This window comes from Parasphingomonas caseinilytica, assembly GCF_036663755.1.
Classification (GTDB): domain Bacteria; phylum Pseudomonadota; class Alphaproteobacteria; order Sphingomonadales; family Sphingomonadaceae; genus Sphingomonas.
In genome coordinates this window covers 49,545-70,766 of the sequence record NZ_JAXOJL010000005.1, presented here as the reverse complement: position 1 = coordinate 70,766, position 21,222 = coordinate 49,545, and the positions used below count along the sequence as shown (strand labels likewise).

The window sequence follows — 21,222 nt, the reverse complement described above, 5'->3', positions numbered from 1 at the left end:
CGCACTGCGCTGCCGTCATCCTGAAACAAGTTCAGGATGACGGGGATATGGAAGCCGTTCCCGATCCTCGGATATTGCCCCTTGTGCAGTGCAGCGATCCGTCGCAGCATGGAACCGACAGGGGCGAAGGGCATTACGGGGTAGATGGGGAAAACACGCGCGTTCGATGAAATCATGGGGGCACCCGGCAGCTCGACGCCGCGTCCTGAGCTTGCCAGCCTCGGCCAGTGGATCGAGGATACTCCCGCCGCTGAACTCGGCCGCCGTCAGCAGAGCGCCGAAGCGACCTTCCGCCAGCTTGGCATTACCTTTGCGGTGTACGGCGAGAGCGATGCCAGCGAACGCATCATCCCGTTCGACATCGTACCGCGCATCTTCCTGGCTGACGAATGGTCGCGCCTTTCGGAAGGGCTGATCCAACGCGTCGAGGCGATCAATGCGTTCCTCGATGACATCTATGGCGCGCGCCGCATCCTCGACGCCGGTGTGCTGCCGCCGGACCTGATCTTCGGCAATCCGCAATTCCGTCCCGAGATTGCCGGCATGCGGCCGCCACACGGCATCTGGGCGCATATCTGCGGCATCGATCTGGTGCGCACCGGGCCGGACGATTTCTTCGTGCTGGAGGATAATGCCCGCACGCCCTCCGGCGTCAGCTATATGTTGGAAAACCGCGAGGCGATGCTACGGCTGTGCCCCGAACTTTTCCGCGAATTCCGCGTGGCGGCGGTCGATTCCTATCCCGATCGGCTGCTTGAGACGATGAAGTCGGTCGCGCCGCACGGCGTGAGCGCGCCGGTGTGCGTCGTGCTCACGCCGGGGCATTATAATTCGGCCTATTACGAACACAGCTTCCTGGCGGATTCGATGGGCATCGAACTGGTCGAGGCGGCGGATCTGGTGGTGGACGACGACATTGTGTGGATGCGCACGATCGCCGGGCGCGTGAAGGTGGATGTGATCTATCGCCGGATCGACGACGATTATCTCGATCCGTTGGTGTTCAAGCCGGATTCGATGCTCGGCGTACCGGGGCTGATCGCGGCTTATGCTGCGGGCAATGTCGCGTTGCTCAATGCGCCGGGCAACGGCATCGCCGACGACAAGGCGATCTACAGCTACATGCCCGAGATCGTGAAATTCTATTCCGGCGGCGAGGCCAAGCTGCCCAACGTGGAGACGTGGCGTTGCCGCGAGCCGCAGGCGTTGAAGTACGTGCTCGACAATCTGGCGGACGTGGTGGTGAAGCTAGTCGATGGATCGGGCGGCTATGGCATGCTGGTCGGACCGACGGCGTCCAAGAAGGAAATCGAGGATTTCCGCGCCGCTCTGATCGCCGAGCCGCATCGTTATATCGCGCAGCCGACCTTGGCGCTGTCCACCGTGCCTACCTTGGCCGAAAGCGGGCTGGCCCCACGCCATGTCGATTTCAGGCCGTTCGTGCTGACCGGATCGAAGGGCATTCAGGTCGTTCCCGGCGGGCTGACGCGCGTCGCCTTGAAGGAGGGCTCGCTGGTGGTGAATTCCTCGCAGGGCGGGGGGACGAAGGACAGCTTCGTGTTGATGGACAATGGCCAGCAGAGCCAGCAGCAGACGATGGGCGGTATGACGCAGGGGCAGGTACAATGACGGGGGCTATCATGCTCCTCCGCGGGCGAGCTTCATGCTGATGCTGTCGCGCACCGCATCGTCGCTATATTGGCTGGGCCGTTATATCGAGCGGGCGGATTTCATCGCCCGGCTGGTCGAGGCGACCGTACGGCTCGACGTTCTGTCGCCGCGTCCGGCGGGTGAGGCGGCGTGGCAGAGCGCGCTGCGCGTCACAGAGACGGACGATGCGTTCGAGGCGTCCGGCAACGATGTGACGCAACACCGCGTGGCGCAGTTCCTGACGTTGGACAGCAGCCATCCCGGATCGATCGTCCGCTGTCTCGACATGGCGCGCAACAATGCGCGTGCCGTGCGCACTGCGCTAACCCGCGAGGCGTGGACCGCGATCAACCGCGCGTGGTTGATCTTCGACAAGCGCGCCTCGGCCGGCGGGGCGATGGCGACGCTGAATCTGGTCGAGATGGTGCAGACCGAAGCGCGGGGCTTCGAGGGTGCGATCCACAAGATGCTGCGCAACCAGACGACGCAGTTCATCCGCCTGGGGCAAGCGGTCGAGCGCGCCGACAATACCGCGCGGCTACTCGATGTGAAATACCATCTGCTGCTGCCCGAGGGCGAGCAGATCGGTGGCGTGGTCGATCGCGATCAGTGGACCACTATCCTGCAGACAGTGTCCGCCGTCACCGCCTATCGCTGGCTCTATTCGGAAGGGTTGCGGCCCGCGAACGTGATCGACCTGTTGATCGCGCGGCAGGAATTGCCGCGCAGTCTGGCCGCCTCGGTCGAGGAGACAGTGGAGATTTTGAGCTTGTTGGCGAAGCGCACCGGTCTGCACGGAGAAGCGGACCGGATGGCGCGGATGCGGCACACGCGCCTGGCCAAGACACGCACGGGGGAGGTGATCGTGAACGGACTGCACCAATATCTACAGGCGTTCCTGAGCGAGAACGATCTGCTGCACGCGGCCATCGGCCGGCAGTACAAGTTCACCTGATGCGGCTATCGATCGACCACCGCACCACATACCGCTTCACGGTGCCGCAGGGGCGCCTCACCCAGATGCTCCGGCTGACGCCCGAGGACACCGACGATCAGACCGTGGCGTCATGGCATCTCCACGTCGATTGCGACGCGCGGCTGCGGCCTGGGCGCGACGGGTTCGGCAACAAGGTGACGATGCTCTACGCCGAAGGGCCGATCGATACGATCGAGATCGCCGTGTCGGGCGAGGTGCTGACCAACAGCGCGGACGGCGTGGTGCATGGCACGCACGAAGTGTTGCCGCCCGCGCTGTATCTTCGCGCGACGCCCTTGACGCTGGCCGATGACGCGATCGTGGCGTTCGCGCAGGACGTGGCTGGCCAGGGCGATGCGATGGAGCGGTTGCAGCGGGTGAATGCGGCGCTGTCCGCCAAATTCGCCGGGGATCGCGCCAAGCCGGTCGCCGGGCTGACGGCCGCCACGGCGTTTCAAAGCGACAAGGCGACGCCGCGTGACATGGCGCAGATATTCCTGGGGGCCGCGCGGTCGCTAGGCGTGCCGGCGCGCTATATCTCGGGCTACAGCACGCATGATTTTGGCGGCGAGCATCGCCCCGCGCCGCATGGCTGGGCGGAGGCGTTCGTCGAGCGGCTGGGCTGGGTGGCGTTCGATCCGTTCGAGGGGCGGCTGGCAGACGAAGCCTATGTGCGCGTGGCGGTCGCGCTGGACGCGGCGGGTGCCGCGCCGGTGGCTGGATCACGGCTTGGCGAGGGGGAGGAGGAGATGGATGTAGACGTCACGGTGGCCCCGGCGGAGCAGTAGGACTGCTGCCTTAAGCCCCTCCACTTCAGGGGAGGGGTTGGGGTGGGGCCGTGCCGCAGAAACTTGCGCTGGTCTCTTCGAGACGGGACTGCCCCACCCCAACCCCTCCCCTGAAGGGGAGGGGCTTTGAGGGCTTAAGCCAGTTCCCCCTCGAGCGCGGCTTGCGTCTTGGCCGAAACCGCCACCGGCGGCTCCTCCGCCAGCAAGGTCCAGCCTTTCGGTCCGAGCACTTCGAGCGGGCGGTAGCGCGTCTTGTATTCCATCCGCGCCGACCCCTTCACCCAATAACCGAGATAGACATAGGGTAGCCCCGCCGCGCGGGCGCGCAGGATGTGGTCCATGATCACGAAATTGCCCAGGCCCGGACGATTGTCGACCTCGGAATCGAAGAAGCTGTAGATCATCGACAGGCCGTCCGCCTGCTGGTCGGTCAGGCAGGCGCCGATTAGGCGGCCCTGGCGGCCATCCCTGGCCGGTTCGCGATATTCGACGATGAAGCTGTTGACCGGCGAATGCTCGACCATGTCGGCATAATCGCCCTCGTCCATGCCGGCCATGCCGCCGCCGGGATGGCGCTGCGCCAGATAGCGACGGAGCAACTGGAACTGTTCGTCGGTCGCCCAGGGGCGGCAGGCGGTGACCTCGACATCGGCGTGGCGTTTGATCAATTTGCGCTGCGTGGCGTTGGCGACGAAATCGCTGGCGACGACGCGAACCGAGACGCAGGCGGTGCAGCCCGCGCAGCTCGGACGATAGGCGACCGACTGGCTGCGGCGAAACCCGATCCGGCCCAGCGCATCGTTCAGCTCGCCGGCATGCGGGCCGTTCAATTCGGTGAACACCTTCCGCTCCTGACGGCCCGGAAGATAAGGGCAGGGCGACGGGCTGGTCACGAAGAAACGCGGAAAACGAAAGGGCGCAGTCACCGCCGGGAATTCCCTATGTTCGACCGGCAATTGCGCGGTGTGCGGACATTATTGCGCACGTGGGCAATGATGAAAAGCGCCTTTACCACGATTGAAGGTTAATGCCGGAAATGCGCATGGATGCTGGATTAATGACGGGATCAGCTGTCCTCATCCGGCACATCTTATGGTAATCGAAAGCCTCGCGACAGAGGTGCGGAACTCACCTCGTCGCGTTGCCGATTCCGCTCGTCACGCCAGTTCGACGGGGCTCGCTTCGTAGCCGGCGTCGTTCAGCGCCTGCATCAACCGGTTGAGATGCGCGCGATCGCGGGTCTCGCATTCGATATCGGTGATCAGACCCTTGGCCGGCAGCGTGGTGAAGACGCGCTGGTGATAGATTTCGATGATGTTGACGCGCTGCTGATCGAAGATGCGCGCCACGTTGAACAACGCGCCCGGCTGATCCTGCAAACGGATGCGAAGGCGGGCAAGGCGGCCCGAACGCGCCAGATCGCGGAGCAGCACGTTGGCGAGCAGCCGCGTATCGATATTACCGCCGCACAATACAACGCCGACCGTCTTGCCCTTGAAGCGCTCCGGATGCTGGAGCAAAGCGGCGAGGCCGGCGGCACCCGCGCCCTCGACCACGGTCTTCTCGATCTGGAGCAGCAGGCTGACCGCTTCCTCGAGGCTGCGTTCGCTGACCAATACGATATCGTCGACCAGTTCGCGCACCATCAGCGAAGTGATGCCGCCCGGTTCCTTGACCGCGATGCCCTCGGCCAGCGTATCGCCGGCGCAGGGGTACGACGTACCATTGATCCGGTTGTACATCGACGGAAACAGCTCCGCCTCGACACCGATCACCTCGATCGCCTTGTCCGCCGCGCGCGCGATCGTAGCCATGCCCGAGATCAGGCCACCGCCGCCGATCGGCGTGATCAGCATGTCGATCGCGGGCACGTCGGCGAGCATCTCGATCGCGACGGTCCCTTGCCCGGCGATGACGCGGACGTCGTCGAAGGGATGAACGAAGGTCAGGCCGCGTTCGGTCTCGAGTTCGCGGGCATGGGCATAGGCCGCGTCGAACGTATCGCCGTGCAGCACGACGGTGGCCTTGTGCCCCTCGGTCTGTGTCACTTTCACGGTCGGCGTGTTGGTCGGCATCACGATCGTCGCGGGGATGCCGAGGCGGTGGGCGTGATAGGCGAGCCCCTGCGCATGGTTGCCGGCCGAGGCGGCGATGACGCCCGGCGTGCCGGCGGGCAGTTGCAACAACGTGTTGAGCGCGCCGCGCTCCTTATACGCCGCGGTGAACTGCAGGTTCTCGAACTTCAGATACACGGTCGCACCGGTCAGTTCGCTCAGCGTGCGGCTGATGAAGGTCGGCGTGCGCACGATCTGGTCGGCGATGCGCGCATGGGCGGCGCGGATATCGTCGATGGTGACGGGAGGGACGAAAGCGGGGAGGGGATCGGTGGCCATATCAATCCGTCGCCTAGACCATCTGGCGCGCGCGGGAAACACCGCTTATCGCGTGCCTCATGGCAAACATAGCATTCATTGGAACCGGCGTGATGGGCGCGCCCATGGCCGGGCACCTCGCCCGCGCGGGGCACGACGTCACGGTCTATAATCGCACGCGTGCCAAGGCGGAGGCCACGGGACTCAGGGTGGCGGACACGCCGGCCGAGGCGGCGCGGGGCAAGGATCTGATCATTACCTGTGTCGGCAACGACTCCGACTTGGCGGCTCTTTTGTTGGACGACCCCGAACTTGTTTTGAGCGTCTCGGGCGGTGGTTTGATCATCGATCACACGACTGTATCCGCCGCAATATCGCGGAGAATTTTCGAAGTTGCTGCTGAGTTTCAGGTCGATTTCATTGATGCTCCAGTGTCGGGTGGGCAAGCTGGTGCAGAAAACGGCAAATTGTCCATCATGTGTGGTGCGCGATCGTCCGATGCCTTTGCTCGCGCCGAGACGATCGTTGCGGCCTACGCTGCGCGTATTGTGCACGTCGGCGGGCCGGGCGCTGGACAACAAACCAAGATGGTCAACCAGATCGCCATCGCCGGGGTGCTACAGGGATTGAGCGAAGCCTTGCGCTTCGCGCAGGCGAGCGAGCTTGATCTGGCCAAGGTGTTCGAGGCGATCTCGGGCGGTGCGGCGCAGAGCTGGCAGATGGTCAATCGATGGGAATCGATGGGCCAGGACCGGTTCGATTTCGGCTTCGCGGTGGATTGGATGCGCAAGGATCTGGGCCTCGCGCTGGACGAGGCGAAGGCGAACGGCGCGGTGCTACCGGTCGCGGCACTGGTCGATCAATTCTATGCCGAGGTGCAGAAGATGGGCGGCGCGCGGCAGGATACCAGCGCGCTGGTGAGGAGATTGCCGAAGTGAGCAATATAGTTAAAAGCCCCTCTCCTTCAGGGGAGGGGTTGGGGTGGGGCCGTGCCGCAATGGCAAGCGTTGGTCTCGGTGAGACTTCCCCCACCCCAACCCCTCCCCTGAAGGGGAGGGGCTTACTGTTGGCAGTGTTGCTGGGCCTCGTCCTCCTCCCAACCCCCGCCATTGCCGACGCACTCGTCGACAACGTCACCGGCATAACGCTCGACAAGGACGGCAAGCCGATCCAGTTCACCGGCCTGCTGATGACGCCTGACGGCAAGGTGACGAAGCTGCTCCAGCGTGGCGACAAGCGCCCCGACAAGCTCGATTGGCGCGCCGACATGAAGGGCAGGGTGCTGCTGCCCGGCTTCGTTGACGCACATGGCCATGTTATGGAACTCGGCTTCCGCGCGCTGGCGCTCGATCTGTCGGATACGAAGACGCTGGACGAGGCGAAGGCGAAGATCGCCGCTTATGCCGCCGCCAATCCCGATCGCCGCTGGATCTTGGGCGGCGGGTGGAACCAGGAGACCTGGGGCCTCGGCCGTTTTCCGACCGCTGCCGATCTCGCCGGCGTGGCAGGGGATCAGCCGATCTGGCTGAGCCGCGTCGACGGGCATGCCGGCTGGGCCAATGCCGCCGCGATGAAAGCCGCGGGTGTTTCGGCGAAGAGCGTCTCGCCGCCGGGCGGGCGGATCGAGAAGACCGGCCTGCTGCCGAACGGCGTATTCGTGGATGCGGCGCAGGGCCTGATCGAAAAGGCCGTGCCGCAGCCGTTGCCGGGCGATCGCAATGCCGCCTTCCTGAAGGCGCAGAACATCCTGCTCGGCTTCGGCATCACTGCGACGGCGGATATGGGCACGAGCCTGGACGACTGGCTCGCCTATCGCCGGATGGGCGATCTCGGCGCGATGCGGGTGCGCGTGATGTCCTACGCCAGCGGCGTGGACACGGCAGTGCAGATCGCCGGGCGCGGGCCGACACCGTGGCTGTATGGCGACAAATTGCGGCTCGGCGGCGTGAAGTTGTACGCGGACGGCGCGCTCGGATCGCGCGGGGCGTGGCTGAAGGCGCCGTATAGCGATGCGCCAAAGCAGAGCGGCCTCGGCTTCATGGCCGAGGACGTGATCCGCAATTTGATGAGCCGCGCCTCGCTGGAGGGGTTCCAGGTCGCGGTGCATGCGATCGGCGACAAGGCCAATGCACAGGTGCTCGATGCGATCGATGCGATGGTCGATACCTACAAGGGCGATCGGCGCTGGCGGATCGAACATGCGCAGATCGTCGATCCCGTCGATCTGCCGCGCTTCGGCAAGAACGGCATCATCGCCTCGATGCAGCCGGTTCACCAGACGAGCGACCGCGTGATGGCCGAGGCACGGCTCGGGGCGGCGCGGCTGACCGGGGCTTATGCATGGAATTCGATGCTGAAAAACGGCGCGCATCTGGCGTTCGGATCGGACTATCCGGTGGAAAGCCCCGATCCGTTCGCCGGCTGGGCGGCGGCTTTCACGCGGATGGACGCAGCGGGCCAGCCGTTCGGCGGCTGGCGACCGGAGGAAGCGATCACGCGCGAACAGGCGTGGTGGGCATTCACGCAAGGCGCCGCCTATGCCGGATTCGCCGAAGACAAGTTCGGGCGGCTTGCCCCGGGCCAGCGCGCCGATTTCATAATCGTGGACCGCGATCCGCTGCTGGCGTCACCGACGGAGTTGCGCGGTACGAAGGTGCTTGAGACTTGGGTCGGCGGCGAGAAAGTGTGGGAGCGCAAGTGAGGATCGAAGCCACTTGCTGATTTCGATTGGCCGAGAGTTCGTTTCGGAGACCGCTCTTGGCGGGATAATGCAAGCTGGCCAAGTGCCATTAGGAAACGGAGCAGTTTCATGCGGTTCGGCAGGTGTCTTGGTATCGTGCTTTGTCTGGGAACGCAGGCGCAGGCACAAGTGCCCAGCGCCGTGCCCGCCGTCTCGCGGCATTCGCCCGCCAAGGGGCAGGCCGAAAGCTCCGAGATCATCGTCGAAGGTGTGGTCGATAAGCCCAGCGCCTGGAAGCGCGCAGAATCCGCGCATCTGATCGTCACCAGCAAGGGCAGCGTGGCGGAATTGAAGCGCGTGACCAACAATCTCGAACGGCTCTATTCTCTCATGTCGCGGCTCTTTCACCGCACGGCGACATCAGACGATACCGTGAAGATGCAAATCACGCTTATCGATACCGTCAATTTCTTCCAGACGATGGGCCTCAAGAACCTCCGATCGGAAGAGGGGCCATACGCGGCGACGTTTGTCGGGCAGCGTTATTACGATCCGCGTGAGGATGGCGAAGTGCTGGCGGTTGCGCGCACGGATCAGATCATAAAGCTGTCCACTGCGCTGGCGGAAGATCGCGATTACGCGGATTCCATGGAAGCCGGCGGAGACGGCGAAAGCGCCGGTGGCGCCGACAGCATGATCACGACGGCCAACCGCCCGCCGGTCGCGCGTCCTTGGGAGGCGGTGCTGTATTCCGCCTTTGCGCAGCATTTCCTGCTCACCTATCTGCCCGCAGCCTATCCGCGCTGGTATCTCGACGGCGTCGGCGCGCTGTTTTCCACTGCGGAGTTTCGGCGCGACGGCAAGATCGATTATGCGCGCGCGCCCGAACGATATCGCCAGATCTTCCGGTCTTATGGCGACCTGAACGTCGGCGACGTGCTGACGGGGCGGTATCTCGACGCGGCACCGGCCAATCTGCGCTGGACGCCGTATCATGCCTGGCTGCTCACCCACTTCTTCCTTTTTTCCAGATTGAAGCCGGAACGCAGCAAGCAATTTCAGCAATATATGGCGGCGGTCCAGCGGGGCGACCCGATGGCCGAAGCGAGCAAGGTCTTTGGCGACCCGAAGCGGTTGCAGAGCGAATTATTGGCCTATGCCGAGAAATCGACCGAGTTCGCGCACACGGACGCGCCGCAGGCGGTAGACGGCGATCCTCTGATCACCGCGTTGACGCAGACCAATGCGGCGATGATCGAAGAACGGATCGTGCTTGGCACGCGCCTCGCTGCTCCACTGCAGAATGTGAATGACGGTATATCGTCGAGCCAGCGCCGCGCATCATGGATCGCTCAGGTTCGGGCCAAGGTGGCGCAATTGCCGTATAATGCCGACGCGATCCTGGTCGAGGCCGAGGTCGAATGTCGCGGCGGGGAATATGCGGCCTGTCTCGCATCCGCGGAGCGGGTGCTGGCCAAGTCCCCCGACGACGTACGTGCGCTGGCTTGGAAAGGCACGGCGCTGACATATCAGGCGCTGGGCCTTCCCGCTGGCGATCGTGCAGCGGCGCTGGCCGCCGCGCGCAAACCGATCGAGCGTGCGATCAAGATCGACGATGACTCGCCCGTCGTGCTGATCGCTTATTTCAGAAGCTTCGTGGCGGCCGGTGAAAAGGTGCCGGACAGCGCGATGATGGGCCTCGTCAAGGTTACGCGTGAGATTCCCGCTGCGCCGGTACCGCGTCTCTATCTGGCCGAGGAACTGGTTCGACAAGGACATGCCGATCTGGCGCGCCGTGTTCTCTATCCCGTGCTTTTCGGGGCGTATGATTCACCTGAAAAACAGGCGGCGAAAGAATTGCTTGCGTCCGTCGACACCGCGCAGCCTTCGGGGCAGTGACGCCGGATCGGTAAAAAAGCACCCCAACCAAAAACGAAAGGCCGCGGCACCCCCCGATGCCGCGGCCTTACTCCCTGTTCGGGGAGCGGAAATTCTTGGATCAGGCGACCGCGACGACGGCGGCACCCACCTCGTCCGGTTCGCGCAGCACATAGCCGCGGCCCCAGACGGTTTCGATGTAATTCTCGCCCTCGCAGGCCATGCTGAGCTTCTTGCGCAGCTTGCAGATGAAGACGTCGATGATCTTCAGTTCCGGCTCGTCCATGCCGCCATACAGATGGTTGAGGAACATTTCCTTGGTCAGGGTGGTGCCCTTGCGCAGCGAAAGCAGCTCGAGCATCGCATATTCCTTGCCGGTCAGATGGACGCGGCTGCCATCGACTTCGACCGTCTTGGCGTCGAGGTTGACGGCCAGCTTGCCGGTGCGGATGACCGACTGGCTGTGGCCTTTCGAACGGCGCACGACGGCGTGGATGCGGGCGGTGAGTTCTTCGCGGTGGAACGGCTTGGTCACGTAATCGTCGGCGCCGAAGCCGAACGAGCGGACCTTGCTGTCCATCTCATTGATGCCGCTGAGGATCAGCACCGGGGTCTGGACGCGGGCGACGCGGACCTTTTTCAGCACGTCGTAACCATGCATGTCGGGCAGGTTGAGATCCAGCAGGATGATATCGTAATCGTAGAGCTTGGCGAGATCGAGGCCTTCCTCGCCCAGATCGGTGGTGTAGACATTGAAGCCTTCGGTCGTGAGCATGAGTTCGATCGCCTTGGCGGTCGTGGGCTCGTCTTCGATCAACAGTACGCGCATCTGGCCGTCCCCTGTCCACTCGCAGACGCCGATGCCCCCTTTGGCTCGACCCGGCTGCGCATAAACCATTAACCTGATCACTGATGAAGGTAAAAGGTTAATTTCCGATTAATCGGCCTGACTCCACGAGTCGCGCGCGGTGCATTGCTTAAGATTCGGTGCAGACTCCTTTCAGCCGCTCGGCCAGGAAGGCGATCAGCGCCTCTACGCGGGCTGGGCGCAGGTTGCTCGGCGGGGTCAGCAGGTGCAGCGCGACGGGGGGCAGCGTCCAGTCGGTCAGGATCGCCTCCAGCGCGCCGCTCTTGAGATCGGTGCCGACGATGAAATCGGGGAGAAGCCCGATGCCGAGACCGGCGCGGAGGGCGGGTAGCAGAGCGTCGCCATTGTTCGCGCGCAACGGCCCGGTTGGCCGCACCGCCGCTTCGCCACCGTTAGGGCCGCGAAACCGCCACGGCCCGGTGACGTTGGTGTAGGCGAAGCACGGCCGCTCGCCGAGTTGCGCCGGGTGCGTCGGGCGGCCGTGCAATTGCAGATAGGCCGGGCTGGCGACGATATGCGCGGCGATCGGGCCGAGGCGGCGGGCACGCAGCGATGAATCCGGCAGGTCCGCGATGCGCAGCGCGATGTCGAAGCCCTCAGCGACGATATCGACCTTGCCGTCGGTCAGGTTCAGATCGATCTCGATCCCCGGATGCGCGGTCAGAAATTCGGCGATCAGCGGTGCGATCAGCAGCAGGCCCAGTGTCATCGGCGCGGTCATGCGCACCAGGCCGGTCGGGGCAGTGGCGGCGTCGCGCGCCGCCTCCTCCGCCGCCTGCGCCTCAGCCAGAATCCGCGCGGCATGTTCGGCCAGGCCCTTGCCGCTCTCGGTCAGCGTCAGCCGGCGCGAGGTGCGGTGGAACAGCGACTGGTTGAGATGCGCCTCCAGCCGGGTGATCGCCTTGGACACCGTCGCCTTGGACACGCCGATCGCCTCCGCCGCGCCGCTGAACGAACGATGCTCGACGACTTGCGCAAAGATCGCCCAAGCTTCGAAATCCGGCAGGCGCATATGTTTCTCCTGAGATGCGGCTCTTTCATACCAATCGAAACGATCGGTTTCCAGCGTTTCCATTTACCGCATGATCCGAATGCCTATCTTGGCGGCAACACATTCAGTCCTTTTGGGAGACACACGATGATCGAGAAAAGATCGTTCGAAAGCCTGGGCCATGCCGATCACGGTTGGTTGAATGCGCGCCACCATTTTTCGTTCGCGGATTATTACGATCCGGCCCGGATGGGCTGGGGCGCGATCCGCGTGTGGAACGATGACGAGATCGGCCCGAACAGCGGCTTTCCGGCGCACCCGCACCGCGACATGGAGATCGTCACTTATGTGCGCAGCGGCGCGATCACGCATCAGGACTCGCTCGGCAACAAGGGCCGCACCGGCGCGGGCGACGTGCAGGTGATGAGCGCGGGCACCGGCGTGCGCCATGCCGAATACAATCTCGAATCCGAGACGACGACCCTGTTCCAGATCTGGATCGAGCCGACCCGCAAAGGCGGCGCTCCGAGCTGGGGTGCGAAGCCCTTTCCTAAGGATGCGCGCGATGGCCGCTTCGCCGTGCTGGCGAGCGGGTTCGCCGAGGATGCGGACGCATTGCCGATCCGCGCCGATGCCCGCGTGCTCGGCGCGACGGTGAAGGCGGGCGAGAGCCTGAGCCACAGTGTCGGCGCAGGCCGGCATGCCTATCTGGTCGCGGCGACCGGGCGGATCGAGATCGACGGCGTCGCTTTCGCCGCGCGCGATGGTGCCGCGCTGTCGGGTGGGAACACCTATGCGATCCGTGCGCTGGACGATGCGGAGATCGTGCTCGTCGATAGCGAGTGAATACCGTCGCCCCGGCGCAGGCCGGGGCCGCTACGCATCAGGCGTGGCGACTGCCCCACTTCCAGCGGTCCCGGCCTGCGCCGGGACGACGAACAGATTTTCAAGGAGACTCCAAATGACCAAGGTCCTCGTTCTCTATTACTCCTCCTACGGCCATATCGAACAGATGGCGGACGCCGTTGCCGAGGGCGCGCGCGCCGGCGGAGCCGAAGTGGACATCCGCCGCGTGCCCGAAACCGCACCGGCTGAAATCGCCAAGGCCGCCGGCTTCAAGGCCGACACCGCGCACGAGACGATCGAGGGGCCGGATGCGCTGGCGAACTATGACGCGATCATCGTCGGCGCGCCGACGCGTTTCGGGCGGATGCCGAGCCAGATGGCGGCGTTCTGGGACACGACCGGCGGCCTGTGGTTCAAGGGCGCATTGGTCGGCAAGGTGGGCGGCGCGTTCACCTCGACCGCGAGCCAGCATGGTGGTCAGGAGACGACCTTGTTCTCGATCCTGACCAACCTGTTGCATCACGGCATGACGATAGTCGGGCTGGACTATGGCTTCCAGGGCCAGGGCGGAGTGGACGAAGTGAAGGGCGGATCGCCTTACGGCGCGACCACGATCTCGGGCGGCGACGGCAGCCGCCAGCCGAGCGCGGTCGAATTGGACGGTGCGCGCTATCAGGGCAAGCGCATCGCGGAGACGGCGGCCAAGCTGGCGGGTTAAGCGCCAACTGCTTCCCCGAGTGTTGCCTGGGAAGCATCCTAACTCCCGTTCGGGCTGAGCCTGTCGAACCCCAAGCGCTATGCGTGCCCTTCGACAGGCTCAGGACGAACGGAGGTTACGGTTTACCGCGCCACCAGCATCGCCGGCGGCTTCGGTACCGTCGCCGGCACCCAGTTCACCTTCGCCACGGCCGGACGCTGCGCCGGCCACAAAGGCCGCCCGACGGGCGCCCCCCGCATCGCGACCCGCCAGCGATCCGTAGCGTCGGTGATCGCCGGGCGGGCCGGAAAACTGTACCTTGCCACGGCGAACACGGCACGCGCCCGCGACGCACCTTGCGCGGTGATCGCGTTGCCGACCCAACGCCAGTGCCACGGCTCCCACGTCACATTCTGCGCATTGCCCGACGGGAAGGACAGTTCGAACCCGAAGCCCGGCGCGTTGGCGAGCAGCCATTTGCCCGCAACCGTCGTGGCGATGCACGAATCGACGTCTGCGCACCCGCGCGACGGGCGGATACCGAAATCGATCGCATAGCCCGTCGCGTGCTCGCTGAACCCCGGCGGCCCGACCGACCGTGCGCGCTCTGCGGCGTCGGCGCAGCGTTTGCCCGGCCCGATCTGGCTGCAGAACACGCCGCGCTGGCGCACGATCGTGCGGTAGCAGGAGATCGCGCGCAACTGCCCCGCGACGCCCGGCACCCCGGCAGCGGCGTGGAGTAGGCGCGCGAGATCGGGCGCGGCGTCGCGGTGGACCAGGCAGGGCTGGCCGAGCGCAAAGCCGGGCGGCGCGGGCACGAGATCGGTTGCAACGGTTTGGATATAAGGCAGGTGGCCGAGCACGCGGCCATCGGGGCCAGGCTGTACCAATTGCCCGGCGCAGAGTTGCTCGGGTGCGGCCATGGCAATCGTCGGAACCAGCCCCACGACCCAAGATGCGACCCTGATCGCGCGCTTTCGATGTCTCACCACAAGGTGTTTCTCTGGCATGCGCCCCCAAGCGGTGGCAAGGGGGCGGGATGCTGGCAAATCATGTTCTTTTTCTCGACGGCGAAGCGCTGGTCATCGACAAGCCCGCCGGGCTGCCGGTGGACCGGCCGCGCGATGGCTCGATCAGCCTTGAAAACCACCTCGACGGGCTGAAATTCGGCTTCCGGCGCTGGCCGCATCCGGTCCACCGGCTGGATCGCGATACGTCCGGCTGCCTGCTGATGTCGCGCAACCCGAAGGCGCATGCGCGCTTCCAGCAGGCATTCGAACAGGGGCTGGTGACGAAGCGCTACCTCGCCGTGCTGGAAGGCGTGCCGGAAGGCGAGAGCGGGATGATCGAACTGGCGCTCGCCAAGATCAGCAGCGCGGAAGAAGGCTGGCGGATGATCGGCGATTCCGCGGGCAAGGCGGCGCGCACCGGCTGGCGCGTGCTGGCGGTGAAGGACGGGCGGAGCTTCGTCGAATTCCTGCCGCAGACCGGGCGGACCCACCAGATCCGCGTCCATGCCGCCGAGGCGCTGGGTGCGCCGGTGGTCGGCGATCCGATCTATGGCTCGGGCGGCAAGCACACTTTGCTGCACGCCGCCGAACTGACCGTGCCGCGCGAAGGCAAGGATCCGATCGTCGCCAAGGCACCGCTGCCCGAACGCTTCGCCGAGGCGGGGTTCGCGGTCGAGCCGGGGTCCGGGGGCTGACGGTCGGGCGATGGTCGCGATCCCCATCACCCGCACGATATCGATCGACGACGGCGAACTGATCGAGACGACGACGCGCTCCGGCGGGCCGGGCGGGCAGCACGTCAACACCACCGACAGCGCGGTGATCCTGAAGTTCGATGTCGGTAATTCGCCCGGCCTGCCGTTGGCGGTGAAGAACCGTATCGCCGTGCTGGCCGGGTCACGGCTGACGCGCGACGGCGTGCTGGTGCTGCGCAGCGAAGGCTCGCGATCGCAATTGCTCAACCGTCAGGAAGTGCGCGAACGGCTGGTGGATCTGATCCGAGAGGCGACGATCGTGCCCAAGAAACGGCGGCCGACGAAGCCGAGCAAGGCGGCCAAGGCGAAGCGCGTGGATGCGAAGAAGGGGCGGGCGAATGTGAAGGCGGGGCGGGGCAGGGTGTCTTTAGATTGATGGCCTCCCAGAAGCCACGCCGTCACCCCGGACTTGATCCGGGGTCCAACGTGCCGCAAGCGCGCGCACTTCATTAAGCCCATCGAAAGCCGCGTGTTGGACCCCGGATCAAGTCCGGGGTGACGAGGATTGGAAAGCATCATGTATCAGTTCGACATCAGCACCGGCACCAAATCCGAACTCTACCGCGATCTGCTCGCCGCACTCGATGCGTTGACGGCGGACGAGCCCGATCCGATCGCCAACATGGCCAACGCCGCCGCTTTGGTGTGGGAATATCTGCCCGATCTCAACTGGGCCGGTTTCTACCGCGCTGTGGACGGCGAACTCGTGCTCGGGCCGTTCCAAGGCAAAGTGGCGTGCATCCGCATCGCGATCGGCGCGGGCGTGTGCGGCGCGGCGGCGGCGAGCCGCGAGACGCAACTGGTAGCGGACGTGCATGCCTTTCCCGGCCACATCGCCTGCGATGCGGCGAGCCGGTCGGAACTGGTGGTGCCGATCGTCCATCAGGGCGAACTGATCGGCGTGCTGGATCTCGACAGCCCGGAACCGGCGCGGTTCGATGCCGGGGACGCCGCCGGATGCGAAGCTTTGGTCGCGTTGCTGGCACAACGCTTGGTCGGGTGAATATTGGTTTGGTCCGTTTCGGGACACTTCGTAAACCATAGCTTTACCTAGAGGCGCACCAGCGGAAATGGTAACGCATCCGTTAAGATTGTCCGACACTGCCGGGGGGCGTGGCGTCACAACAGGAGCGTTTACCATGCGGACCCTCACTATTGCTGCCCTTCTATTGTCGCTGGGGGCGGCCCCGATCGCCGCCGAGGCGCAGCGAGTCGCCGGAACCACGGCCGGCACGACCGTGATCCGCAGCGCGCCGACCGTCTCGACCGTGACGAGCGGCACCTGGAACCAGGCCCGCGCCGGCAACTGGAATGCTCCACGTCCCGGCCAGCCTGGCAATTGGAACGGCCCGCGTTCGGGCCAAGTGCGTCAGCCGCGCTGGGGCGGCAACGTCAACGGCCATTGGTATGCCGGCATGCACGCACCCGGCGGCTGGAACGCCTATCGCCGTCCGGCACGCGGCTGGACGCTGCCACGCTACTGGATCGCGCCGAGCTTCTACATCGGCGACTTCAACACCTACGGCCTGTCGACGCCGCCCTACGGCTATAGCTGGTCGCGTTATTATGACGATGCCGTGCTGGTCGATCAGCGCGGTCGCGTGTGGGATTCGGTCGGCGGGATCGACTGGAACCGCTACGACGACGGCTATGACGGCTATTATGCCGACAGCAATTATCAGGGCGGCGGGTATCAGGATGGCGGATATCGTGGTGATGGCTATGCCGTCGGCCAGCCCCAATATCAGGGTGAGCATCAGAGCCAGTATCGCGAGCGCCGCGAAAACGGCGTCGGCGGTGCGGTGATCGGTGGCGTGGTCGGCGCTGGTGCAGGTTATGCGATCGGTGGCCGGGGCAACCGCGTGGCGGGTTCGCTGATCGGTGCCGGGGTCGGTGCCGTTGCCGGTTATGCGATCGACAAGGCGGAGGACCGCCGCCGCTACGACGCGCCCCCGCCGCGCGGCTATTATCAGGAGCCGGGCGTAAGCTACGCACCGCCGCGCGAAGTGGTGCAGTCGGGCGGCTATTCGACCAGCAGCTACAGTTCGGACTATCAGCAGGGTGGTTATGTCAGCGGCGGTTACTGGTATCCGCCAACGACCCACACCGTCGTGACGGTCGCCTCGGCCCCGGTCCAGACGACGACGACCACGACCGAATATGTCGAAACCCGCTACGTCGCCCCGCGCCGTGTGTGGAAGAAGAAAGCGGCCTGGAAGCCCCGTCCCAAGGCTCGCGCCTGCACCTGCGCGTGCTATTGCCGCTGAGGGCTTCCTTCCTCGGGTAATTGAAAACCTCGCGCCGCAAGGCGCGGGGTTTTTTGTTATTCAGCTAATCTAAGAAACCACCGTCTGTGCTGAGCCTGTCGAAGCACTGCCCTTCTTCGTGGGTTGAGAAGAACGACAGTGCTTTGACAAGCTCAGCACAGGCGGATTATAATCCTGCTGTGATCGCTCAATCTCACCGTTTCCCGCGCTCCCCGAACGTCACCAGGCTCTCCGCCCCGTCCGCCGCCACTGAGGACACGCCGATCAGATTGTCGTCCACCGGCACGTTCTTCAGCAACGTCTCCATACCCGACACCGTAACCCCATCGGTCCAGTCGCGCGCATCCGAGCGCCGCCAGCGGACGCGATAGGATTTCGCGCCCGGGATCGCCGGCCACACCACCTTCGTATCGCGCGACAGATCGCCGGATATCGTCACCTTGTCCGGCGCGGCCGGCGCGGCGGCCAATCGGGCGATCGTGGCGACGTTGATCGCGGTCACCCGGGCCAGATAGGCGAAATCCATGCGGTCGATCGTGTCGCCGAACACCACGGCCTTCTCCGTGCGCAGATCCTGATGCTGCGCGTCCCAATTCTCCACCGCAGAGGTGAAGCGGATCGCGGGGAAGCCGAGTTTCAGGAACGGTTCGTGATCGCCGCCGCGCCCGAAGCGATCCGGCCGGCGATCCACGAACACGTCCAGCCCGCCCGGAAGCGTACCCGCGATCCCGTCGATCGCCTTGGCCAGGCTGCGCGACGGACCGTCATCCTCGCCGCCATTGCCACGCCGCGCGATCTGCTGCGGCAGATCTTCGGATGCGCGGATGCCCTCGGAAAAGACCCGAACCGTCTTCACGTCGCTCACGCCGCCCTGGCCGATCGAATTGCCGACGATGTCATTGTTGAGCATCGCGGTGACGACCCAGTTCTTTTCCTTCGCCGTCTCGGCCAGCAATTGCCCGCCGAGCAGCCCCTGTTCCTCGCCCGAAAGCAGGGCATAGACGATCGTCGCGCGGAACTTCCGCTTCGACAGGATGCGCGCCGCCTCCAGCACCAGTGCCGACCCGGAGGCATTGTCGTTCGCGCCCGGCGCGTCGGTCTTGGCATCCATCACGTCGCTGACGCGGCTGTCGATATGCGCGGCGACGATCACCACGCGCTTGGGGTCGCTGCCCTGCTGGAAGCCCAGGACATCGACGATATTCGCCCCGTCCGGCGTGCGCGGCGAGACCATGGTGCGCGCGATGTTCGATACGACGATGCACCCGCCACAGGCATCGGCGATGCGCGTCAGCTCCGCCCCGCCCCAGGCCCGCGCCGCGCCGATGCCGCGAACCGGATCGTCTGGCGACGAGAGGGTGTGACGCGTGCCGAAGCTCACCAGTTTGGCGACGCTGGCCTTCAGGCGCGCGGGATCGGGCTTGTCCTGCGCCGTGGCGGGCGCGGCGAAGAGCATAAGCAGGGGTGGGGCAAGCAGGGGCAAATAACGCATCAGGACAGCCGATCGATATCGTCGCGGGTAAGCGAACCGGGGATGATCATCAAGGGAATGGGCAGGGCGCCCGCATCCGCGCCGGCGAAGTGCGACACGAGCGGGCCGGGTACTCCGATCGCCGCCGCGCCGAGCACCAGCGCCGCGATGTCCGGATTGGCGGCGATCATCTCGCGGATGATCTTGGGGCCGTCGCCCTGCTTAAGCGTGATCGAGGGGCGCAGGCCGGATTCCTCCAGCAGCGTGCCAGCCGCGCCCGCGACCAGCGCCTCGGCATGGACGCGCGCTTCTTCCTCGATCGTCGCCTGCACGCCGCCCCATGGCCCGAATTCCGACGGCGGCATCAGCGTCAGGATCTCGACGCCGCCGCCCGTCTTCACAGCGCGGCGCGCGGCGAAACGCAGCGCGATGCTCGCCTCGGGCGTCTCGTCCACCACCACCAGATAGATGCGCATTATCGCTCCCCTTATCATGCATAGGTGCCGCTATGCGGCTTTTGGCGCAAGGGCCGGTCTTGACCTCGGCGGACGTGGAGACGAAGGATCGCCCGCGCACCGGAATCGACCCCTCCCCAGGAATCGACCCGCGGCACCGAGCAAGAGGAAGCCCATGCCGATCGAGATCAAGATGCCCGCTTTGTCCCCCACGATGGAAGAGGGCACGCTCGCCAAATGGCTGGTCAAGGAAGGCGACACGGTCAAATCGGGCGACCTGATGGCCGAGATCGAGACCGACAAGGCGACGATGGAATTCGAAGCGGTCGATGAAGGCACGATCGGCAAGATCCTGATCGCCGAGGGCACGGACAACGTGAAGGTTGGCACGGTGATCGCGACCCTGCTCGAAGAGGGCGAGAGCGCCGATGCCGCGCCCAAGGCGGAAGCGCCCAAGGCCGAAGCCCAGCCAGAAGCCAAGCCCGAAGCGGCGAAGGAAGAAACTAAGGCGGAGGCTCCGGCCAAGGCCGCCGATCCTGCGCCCCAGCCTGCTGCTGCTCCCGCCGCCTCCAGCGAGCGCGTGAAGGCCAGTCCGCTGGCGCGTCGCATCGCCGCCGAAAAGGGCATCGAACTGTCCGCGCTCGCCGGTTCCGGCCCGAACGGCCGGATCGTGAAGGCCGATCTGGACGGCGCCAAGGCCGGTGCCGCTCCCGCGCCGAAGGCCGAGGCGCCCGCGCCCGCCACCGCCGCACCTGCTCCGGCCGCAGCCGCCAAGCCCGCCGTGATTCCCGATATCCCGCACGAGGCGACCAAGCTCAGCAACGTGCGCAAGACGATCGCGCGCCGCTTGACCGAATCCAAGCAGACCGTGCCGCACATCTACCTCACGGTCGATATCCAGCTCGATGCCCTGCTCAAGCTGCGCGGCCAGTTGAACGCCGCGCTAGAGCCGCGCGGCGTGAAGCTGTCGGTCAACGACATGCTGATCAAGGCGCTGGCCATCAGCCTGATCGAGGTGCCGTCGTGCAACGTGATGTTCACGCCGGATCAGCTGATCTCGTTCAGCCGCGCCGACATCTCGGTCGCGGTCAGCGCGCCGTCGGGCCTGATCACGCCGGTCATCACCCATGCCGACACCAAGACGCTGAGCCAGATCTCGACCGAAATGAAGGATCTCGCCGCCCGCGCCCGCGATCAGAAACTGAAGCCGGAGGAATATACCGGCGGCACCGCGAGCATCAGCAATATGGGCATGTTCGGGATCAAGAATTTCGATGCCGTGATCAACCCGCCCCAGGCGATGATCATGGCGATCGGCGCGGGCGAGAAGCGGCCATACATCGTGAATGGCGAACTCGGCGTGGCGACGGTGATGTCGGCGACCGGCAGCTTCGATCATCGCGCGATCGACGGATCGGATGGCGCGCAATTGATGCAGGCGTTCAAGGCGCTGGTCGAAAATCCACTGGGCATGGTGGCCTAAGATGGGCCGGCGGACGCTCCTGGAGCTTCTGCATA

General features: G+C 65.1%; 20 protein-coding genes. 13 read left to right on the top strand and 7 right to left on the bottom strand.

Going from position 1 to position 21,222, the window contains the following annotated elements:
• The first annotated feature begins 144 nt into the window (after window positions 1–144).
• The 3 genes from U1738_RS11900 to U1738_RS11890 are packed head-to-tail and all read left to right on the top strand — an operon-like array spanning window position 145 to window position 3,414.
• Window positions 145–1,629 carry a circularly permuted type 2 ATP-grasp protein gene (locus tag U1738_RS11900; RefSeq protein ID WP_332789272.1) on the top strand — a complete coding sequence of 495 codons (1,485 nt, stop codon included), beginning with the start codon at window positions 145–147 and terminating at the stop codon, window positions 1,627–1,629.
• A gap of 40 nt (window positions 1,630–1,669) precedes the next feature.
• Complete coding sequence (locus U1738_RS11895) at window positions 1,670–2,605, top strand: alpha-E domain-containing protein (RefSeq protein WP_332789508.1); 936 nt, start codon at window positions 1,670–1,672, stop codon at window positions 2,603–2,605.
• Entirely contained in the window at window positions 2,605–3,414 is an 810-nt protein-coding gene (locus U1738_RS11890) for a transglutaminase family protein (protein ID WP_332789271.1), read from the top strand. Before U1738_RS11895 ends, U1738_RS11890 begins: the two co-directional genes overlap by 1 nt.
• A gap of 134 nt (window positions 3,415–3,548) precedes the next feature.
• On the opposite strand, the gene U1738_RS11885 is transcribed toward U1738_RS11890, so the two are convergent.
• Window positions 3,549–4,340 (bottom strand): arginyltransferase, encoded by a 792-nt coding sequence (locus U1738_RS11885; protein ID WP_332789270.1) that lies wholly within the window; start codon window positions 4,338–4,340, stop codon window positions 3,549–3,551.
• 231 nt (window positions 4,341–4,571) lie between these two features.
• Window positions 4,572–5,807 (bottom strand): threonine ammonia-lyase, encoded by a 1,236-nt coding sequence (locus tag U1738_RS11880; protein ID WP_332789269.1) that lies wholly within the window; start codon window positions 5,805–5,807, stop codon window positions 4,572–4,574.
• A 59-nt stretch (window positions 5,808–5,866) separates the two neighbouring features.
• Here U1738_RS11880 and U1738_RS11875 point away from each other — a divergent pair, with 59 nt between their 5' ends.
• From U1738_RS11875 to U1738_RS11865, 3 genes are all read left to right on the top strand, one after another.
• The gene (locus tag U1738_RS11875) at window positions 5,867–6,724 is read left to right on the top strand and encodes an NAD(P)-dependent oxidoreductase (protein WP_332789268.1); all 858 of its coding nucleotides are present in this window, start codon (window positions 5,867–5,869) and stop codon (window positions 6,722–6,724) included.
• Between the two features lie 128 nt (window positions 6,725–6,852).
• Window positions 6,853–8,487 carry an amidohydrolase gene (locus U1738_RS11870; RefSeq protein ID WP_332789267.1) on the top strand — a complete coding sequence of 545 codons (1,635 nt, stop codon included), beginning with the start codon at window positions 6,853–6,855 and terminating at the stop codon, window positions 8,485–8,487.
• 168 nt (window positions 8,488–8,655) lie between these two features.
• Window positions 8,656–10,365: a tetratricopeptide repeat protein gene (locus U1738_RS11865; RefSeq protein ID WP_332789266.1), complete on the top strand. Its 1,710-nt coding sequence runs from the start codon at window positions 8,656–8,658 to the stop codon at window positions 10,363–10,365.
• Window positions 10,366–10,465: 100 nt separating this feature from the next.
• On the opposite strand, the gene ctrA is transcribed toward U1738_RS11865, so the two are convergent.
• Both ctrA and U1738_RS11855 read right to left on the bottom strand, forming a co-directional pair.
• A complete protein-coding gene (gene ctrA, locus U1738_RS11860; RefSeq protein WP_332789265.1) occupies window positions 10,466–11,173 on the bottom strand; it encodes a response regulator transcription factor CtrA in 708 nt (235 codons plus the stop codon).
• Window positions 11,174–11,321: 148 nt separating this feature from the next.
• Complete coding sequence (locus U1738_RS11855; protein ID WP_332789507.1) at window positions 11,322–12,224, bottom strand: LysR family transcriptional regulator; 903 nt, start codon at window positions 12,222–12,224, stop codon at window positions 11,322–11,324.
• 126 nt (window positions 12,225–12,350) lie between these two features.
• On the opposite strand from U1738_RS11855, the gene U1738_RS11850 reads away from it, so the two are divergent.
• On the top strand, window positions 12,351–13,049 hold the full coding sequence (locus tag U1738_RS11850; protein ID WP_332789264.1) for a pirin family protein: 699 nt from the start codon (window positions 12,351–12,353) through the stop codon (window positions 13,047–13,049).
• Window positions 13,050–13,164: 115 nt separating this feature from the next.
• Complete coding sequence (wrbA, locus tag U1738_RS11845) at window positions 13,165–13,767, top strand: NAD(P)H:quinone oxidoreductase (protein ID WP_332789263.1); 603 nt, start codon at window positions 13,165–13,167, stop codon at window positions 13,765–13,767.
• A 122-nt stretch (window positions 13,768–13,889) separates the two neighbouring features.
• On the opposite strand, the gene U1738_RS11840 is transcribed toward wrbA, so the two are convergent.
• A complete protein-coding gene (locus U1738_RS11840) occupies window positions 13,890–14,669 on the bottom strand; it encodes a M15 family metallopeptidase (protein ID WP_332789262.1) in 780 nt (259 codons plus the stop codon).
• Between the two features lie 116 nt (window positions 14,670–14,785).
• On the opposite strand from U1738_RS11840, the gene U1738_RS11835 reads away from it, so the two are divergent.
• The 4 genes from U1738_RS11835 (at window position 14,786) to U1738_RS11820 (ending at window position 17,778) form a co-directional block, all read left to right on the top strand.
• Window positions 14,786–15,451, top strand: a complete 666-nt coding sequence (locus U1738_RS11835) for an RluA family pseudouridine synthase (RefSeq protein WP_332789261.1) — start codon at window positions 14,786–14,788, stop codon at window positions 15,449–15,451.
• A 10-nt stretch (window positions 15,452–15,461) separates the two neighbouring features.
• Window positions 15,462–15,887, top strand: coding sequence for an alternative ribosome rescue aminoacyl-tRNA hydrolase ArfB (arfB, locus tag U1738_RS11830; protein WP_332789260.1), 426 nt, complete (start codon window positions 15,462–15,464; stop codon window positions 15,885–15,887).
• 141 nt (window positions 15,888–16,028) lie between these two features.
• Window positions 16,029–16,514, top strand: coding sequence for a free L-methionine (R)-S-oxide reductase MsrC (gene msrC, locus U1738_RS11825; RefSeq protein WP_332789259.1), 486 nt, complete (start codon window positions 16,029–16,031; stop codon window positions 16,512–16,514).
• Between the two features lie 136 nt (window positions 16,515–16,650).
• Window positions 16,651–17,778 carry an RcnB family protein gene (locus tag U1738_RS11820; RefSeq protein ID WP_332789258.1) on the top strand — a complete coding sequence of 376 codons (1,128 nt, stop codon included), beginning with the start codon at window positions 16,651–16,653 and terminating at the stop codon, window positions 17,776–17,778.
• 193 nt (window positions 17,779–17,971) lie between these two features.
• Here U1738_RS11820 and U1738_RS11815 read toward each other — a convergent pair whose 3' ends face one another.
• Both U1738_RS11815 and U1738_RS11810 read right to left on the bottom strand, forming a co-directional pair.
• Entirely contained in the window at window positions 17,972–19,270 is a 1,299-nt protein-coding gene (locus tag U1738_RS11815) for a M28 family peptidase (protein WP_332789257.1), read from the bottom strand.
• Window positions 19,270–19,725, bottom strand: coding sequence for a universal stress protein (locus U1738_RS11810; RefSeq protein WP_332789256.1), 456 nt, complete (start codon window positions 19,723–19,725; stop codon window positions 19,270–19,272). The genes U1738_RS11815 and U1738_RS11810 overlap by 1 nt, the downstream gene beginning before the upstream one ends.
• Window positions 19,726–19,879: 154 nt before the next feature.
• Between U1738_RS11810 and U1738_RS11805 the strand changes: the two genes are divergently transcribed.
• On the top strand, window positions 19,880–21,187 hold the full coding sequence (locus U1738_RS11805; RefSeq protein WP_332789255.1) for a pyruvate dehydrogenase complex dihydrolipoamide acetyltransferase: 1,308 nt from the start codon (window positions 19,880–19,882) through the stop codon (window positions 21,185–21,187).
• Window positions 21,188–21,222: the final 35 nt, after the last annotated feature.

Coding starts and splice junctions, on each gene's coding strand:
- U1738_RS11810 (WP_332789256.1), bottom strand. CDS start 19,725: ATGCGCATCTATCTGGTGGTGGTGGACGAGACGCCCGAGGCGAGCATC.
- U1738_RS11895 (WP_332789508.1), top strand. CDS start 1,670: ATGCTGTCGCGCACCGCATCGTCGCTATATTGGCTGGGCCGTTATATC.
- U1738_RS11880 (WP_332789269.1), bottom strand. CDS start 5,807: ATGGCCACCGATCCCCTCCCCGCTTTCGTCCCTCCCGTCACCATCGAC.
- U1738_RS11890 (WP_332789271.1), top strand. CDS start 2,605: ATGCGGCTATCGATCGACCACCGCACCACATACCGCTTCACGGTGCCG.
- ctrA (WP_332789265.1), bottom strand. CDS start 11,173: ATGCGCGTACTGTTGATCGAAGACGAGCCCACGACCGCCAAGGCGATC.
- U1738_RS11835 (WP_332789261.1), top strand. CDS start 14,786: ATGCTGGCAAATCATGTTCTTTTTCTCGACGGCGAAGCGCTGGTCATC.
- U1738_RS11805 (WP_332789255.1), top strand. CDS start 19,880: ATGCCGATCGAGATCAAGATGCCCGCTTTGTCCCCCACGATGGAAGAG.
- U1738_RS11855 (WP_332789507.1), bottom strand. CDS start 12,224: ATGCGCCTGCCGGATTTCGAAGCTTGGGCGATCTTTGCGCAAGTCGTC.
- msrC (WP_332789259.1), top strand. CDS start 16,029: ATGTATCAGTTCGACATCAGCACCGGCACCAAATCCGAACTCTACCGC.
- U1738_RS11820 (WP_332789258.1), top strand. CDS start 16,651: ATGCGGACCCTCACTATTGCTGCCCTTCTATTGTCGCTGGGGGCGGCC.
- U1738_RS11850 (WP_332789264.1), top strand. CDS start 12,351: ATGATCGAGAAAAGATCGTTCGAAAGCCTGGGCCATGCCGATCACGGT.
- U1738_RS11815 (WP_332789257.1), bottom strand. CDS start 19,270: ATGCGTTATTTGCCCCTGCTTGCCCCACCCCTGCTTATGCTCTTCGCC.
- U1738_RS11900 (WP_332789272.1), top strand. CDS start 145: ATGGGGAAAACACGCGCGTTCGATGAAATCATGGGGGCACCCGGCAGC.
- wrbA (WP_332789263.1), top strand. CDS start 13,165: ATGACCAAGGTCCTCGTTCTCTATTACTCCTCCTACGGCCATATCGAA.
- U1738_RS11840 (WP_332789262.1), bottom strand. CDS start 14,669: ATGGCCGCACCCGAGCAACTCTGCGCCGGGCAATTGGTACAGCCTGGC.
- arfB (WP_332789260.1), top strand. CDS start 15,462: ATGGTCGCGATCCCCATCACCCGCACGATATCGATCGACGACGGCGAA.
- U1738_RS11875 (WP_332789268.1), top strand. CDS start 5,867: ATGGCAAACATAGCATTCATTGGAACCGGCGTGATGGGCGCGCCCATG.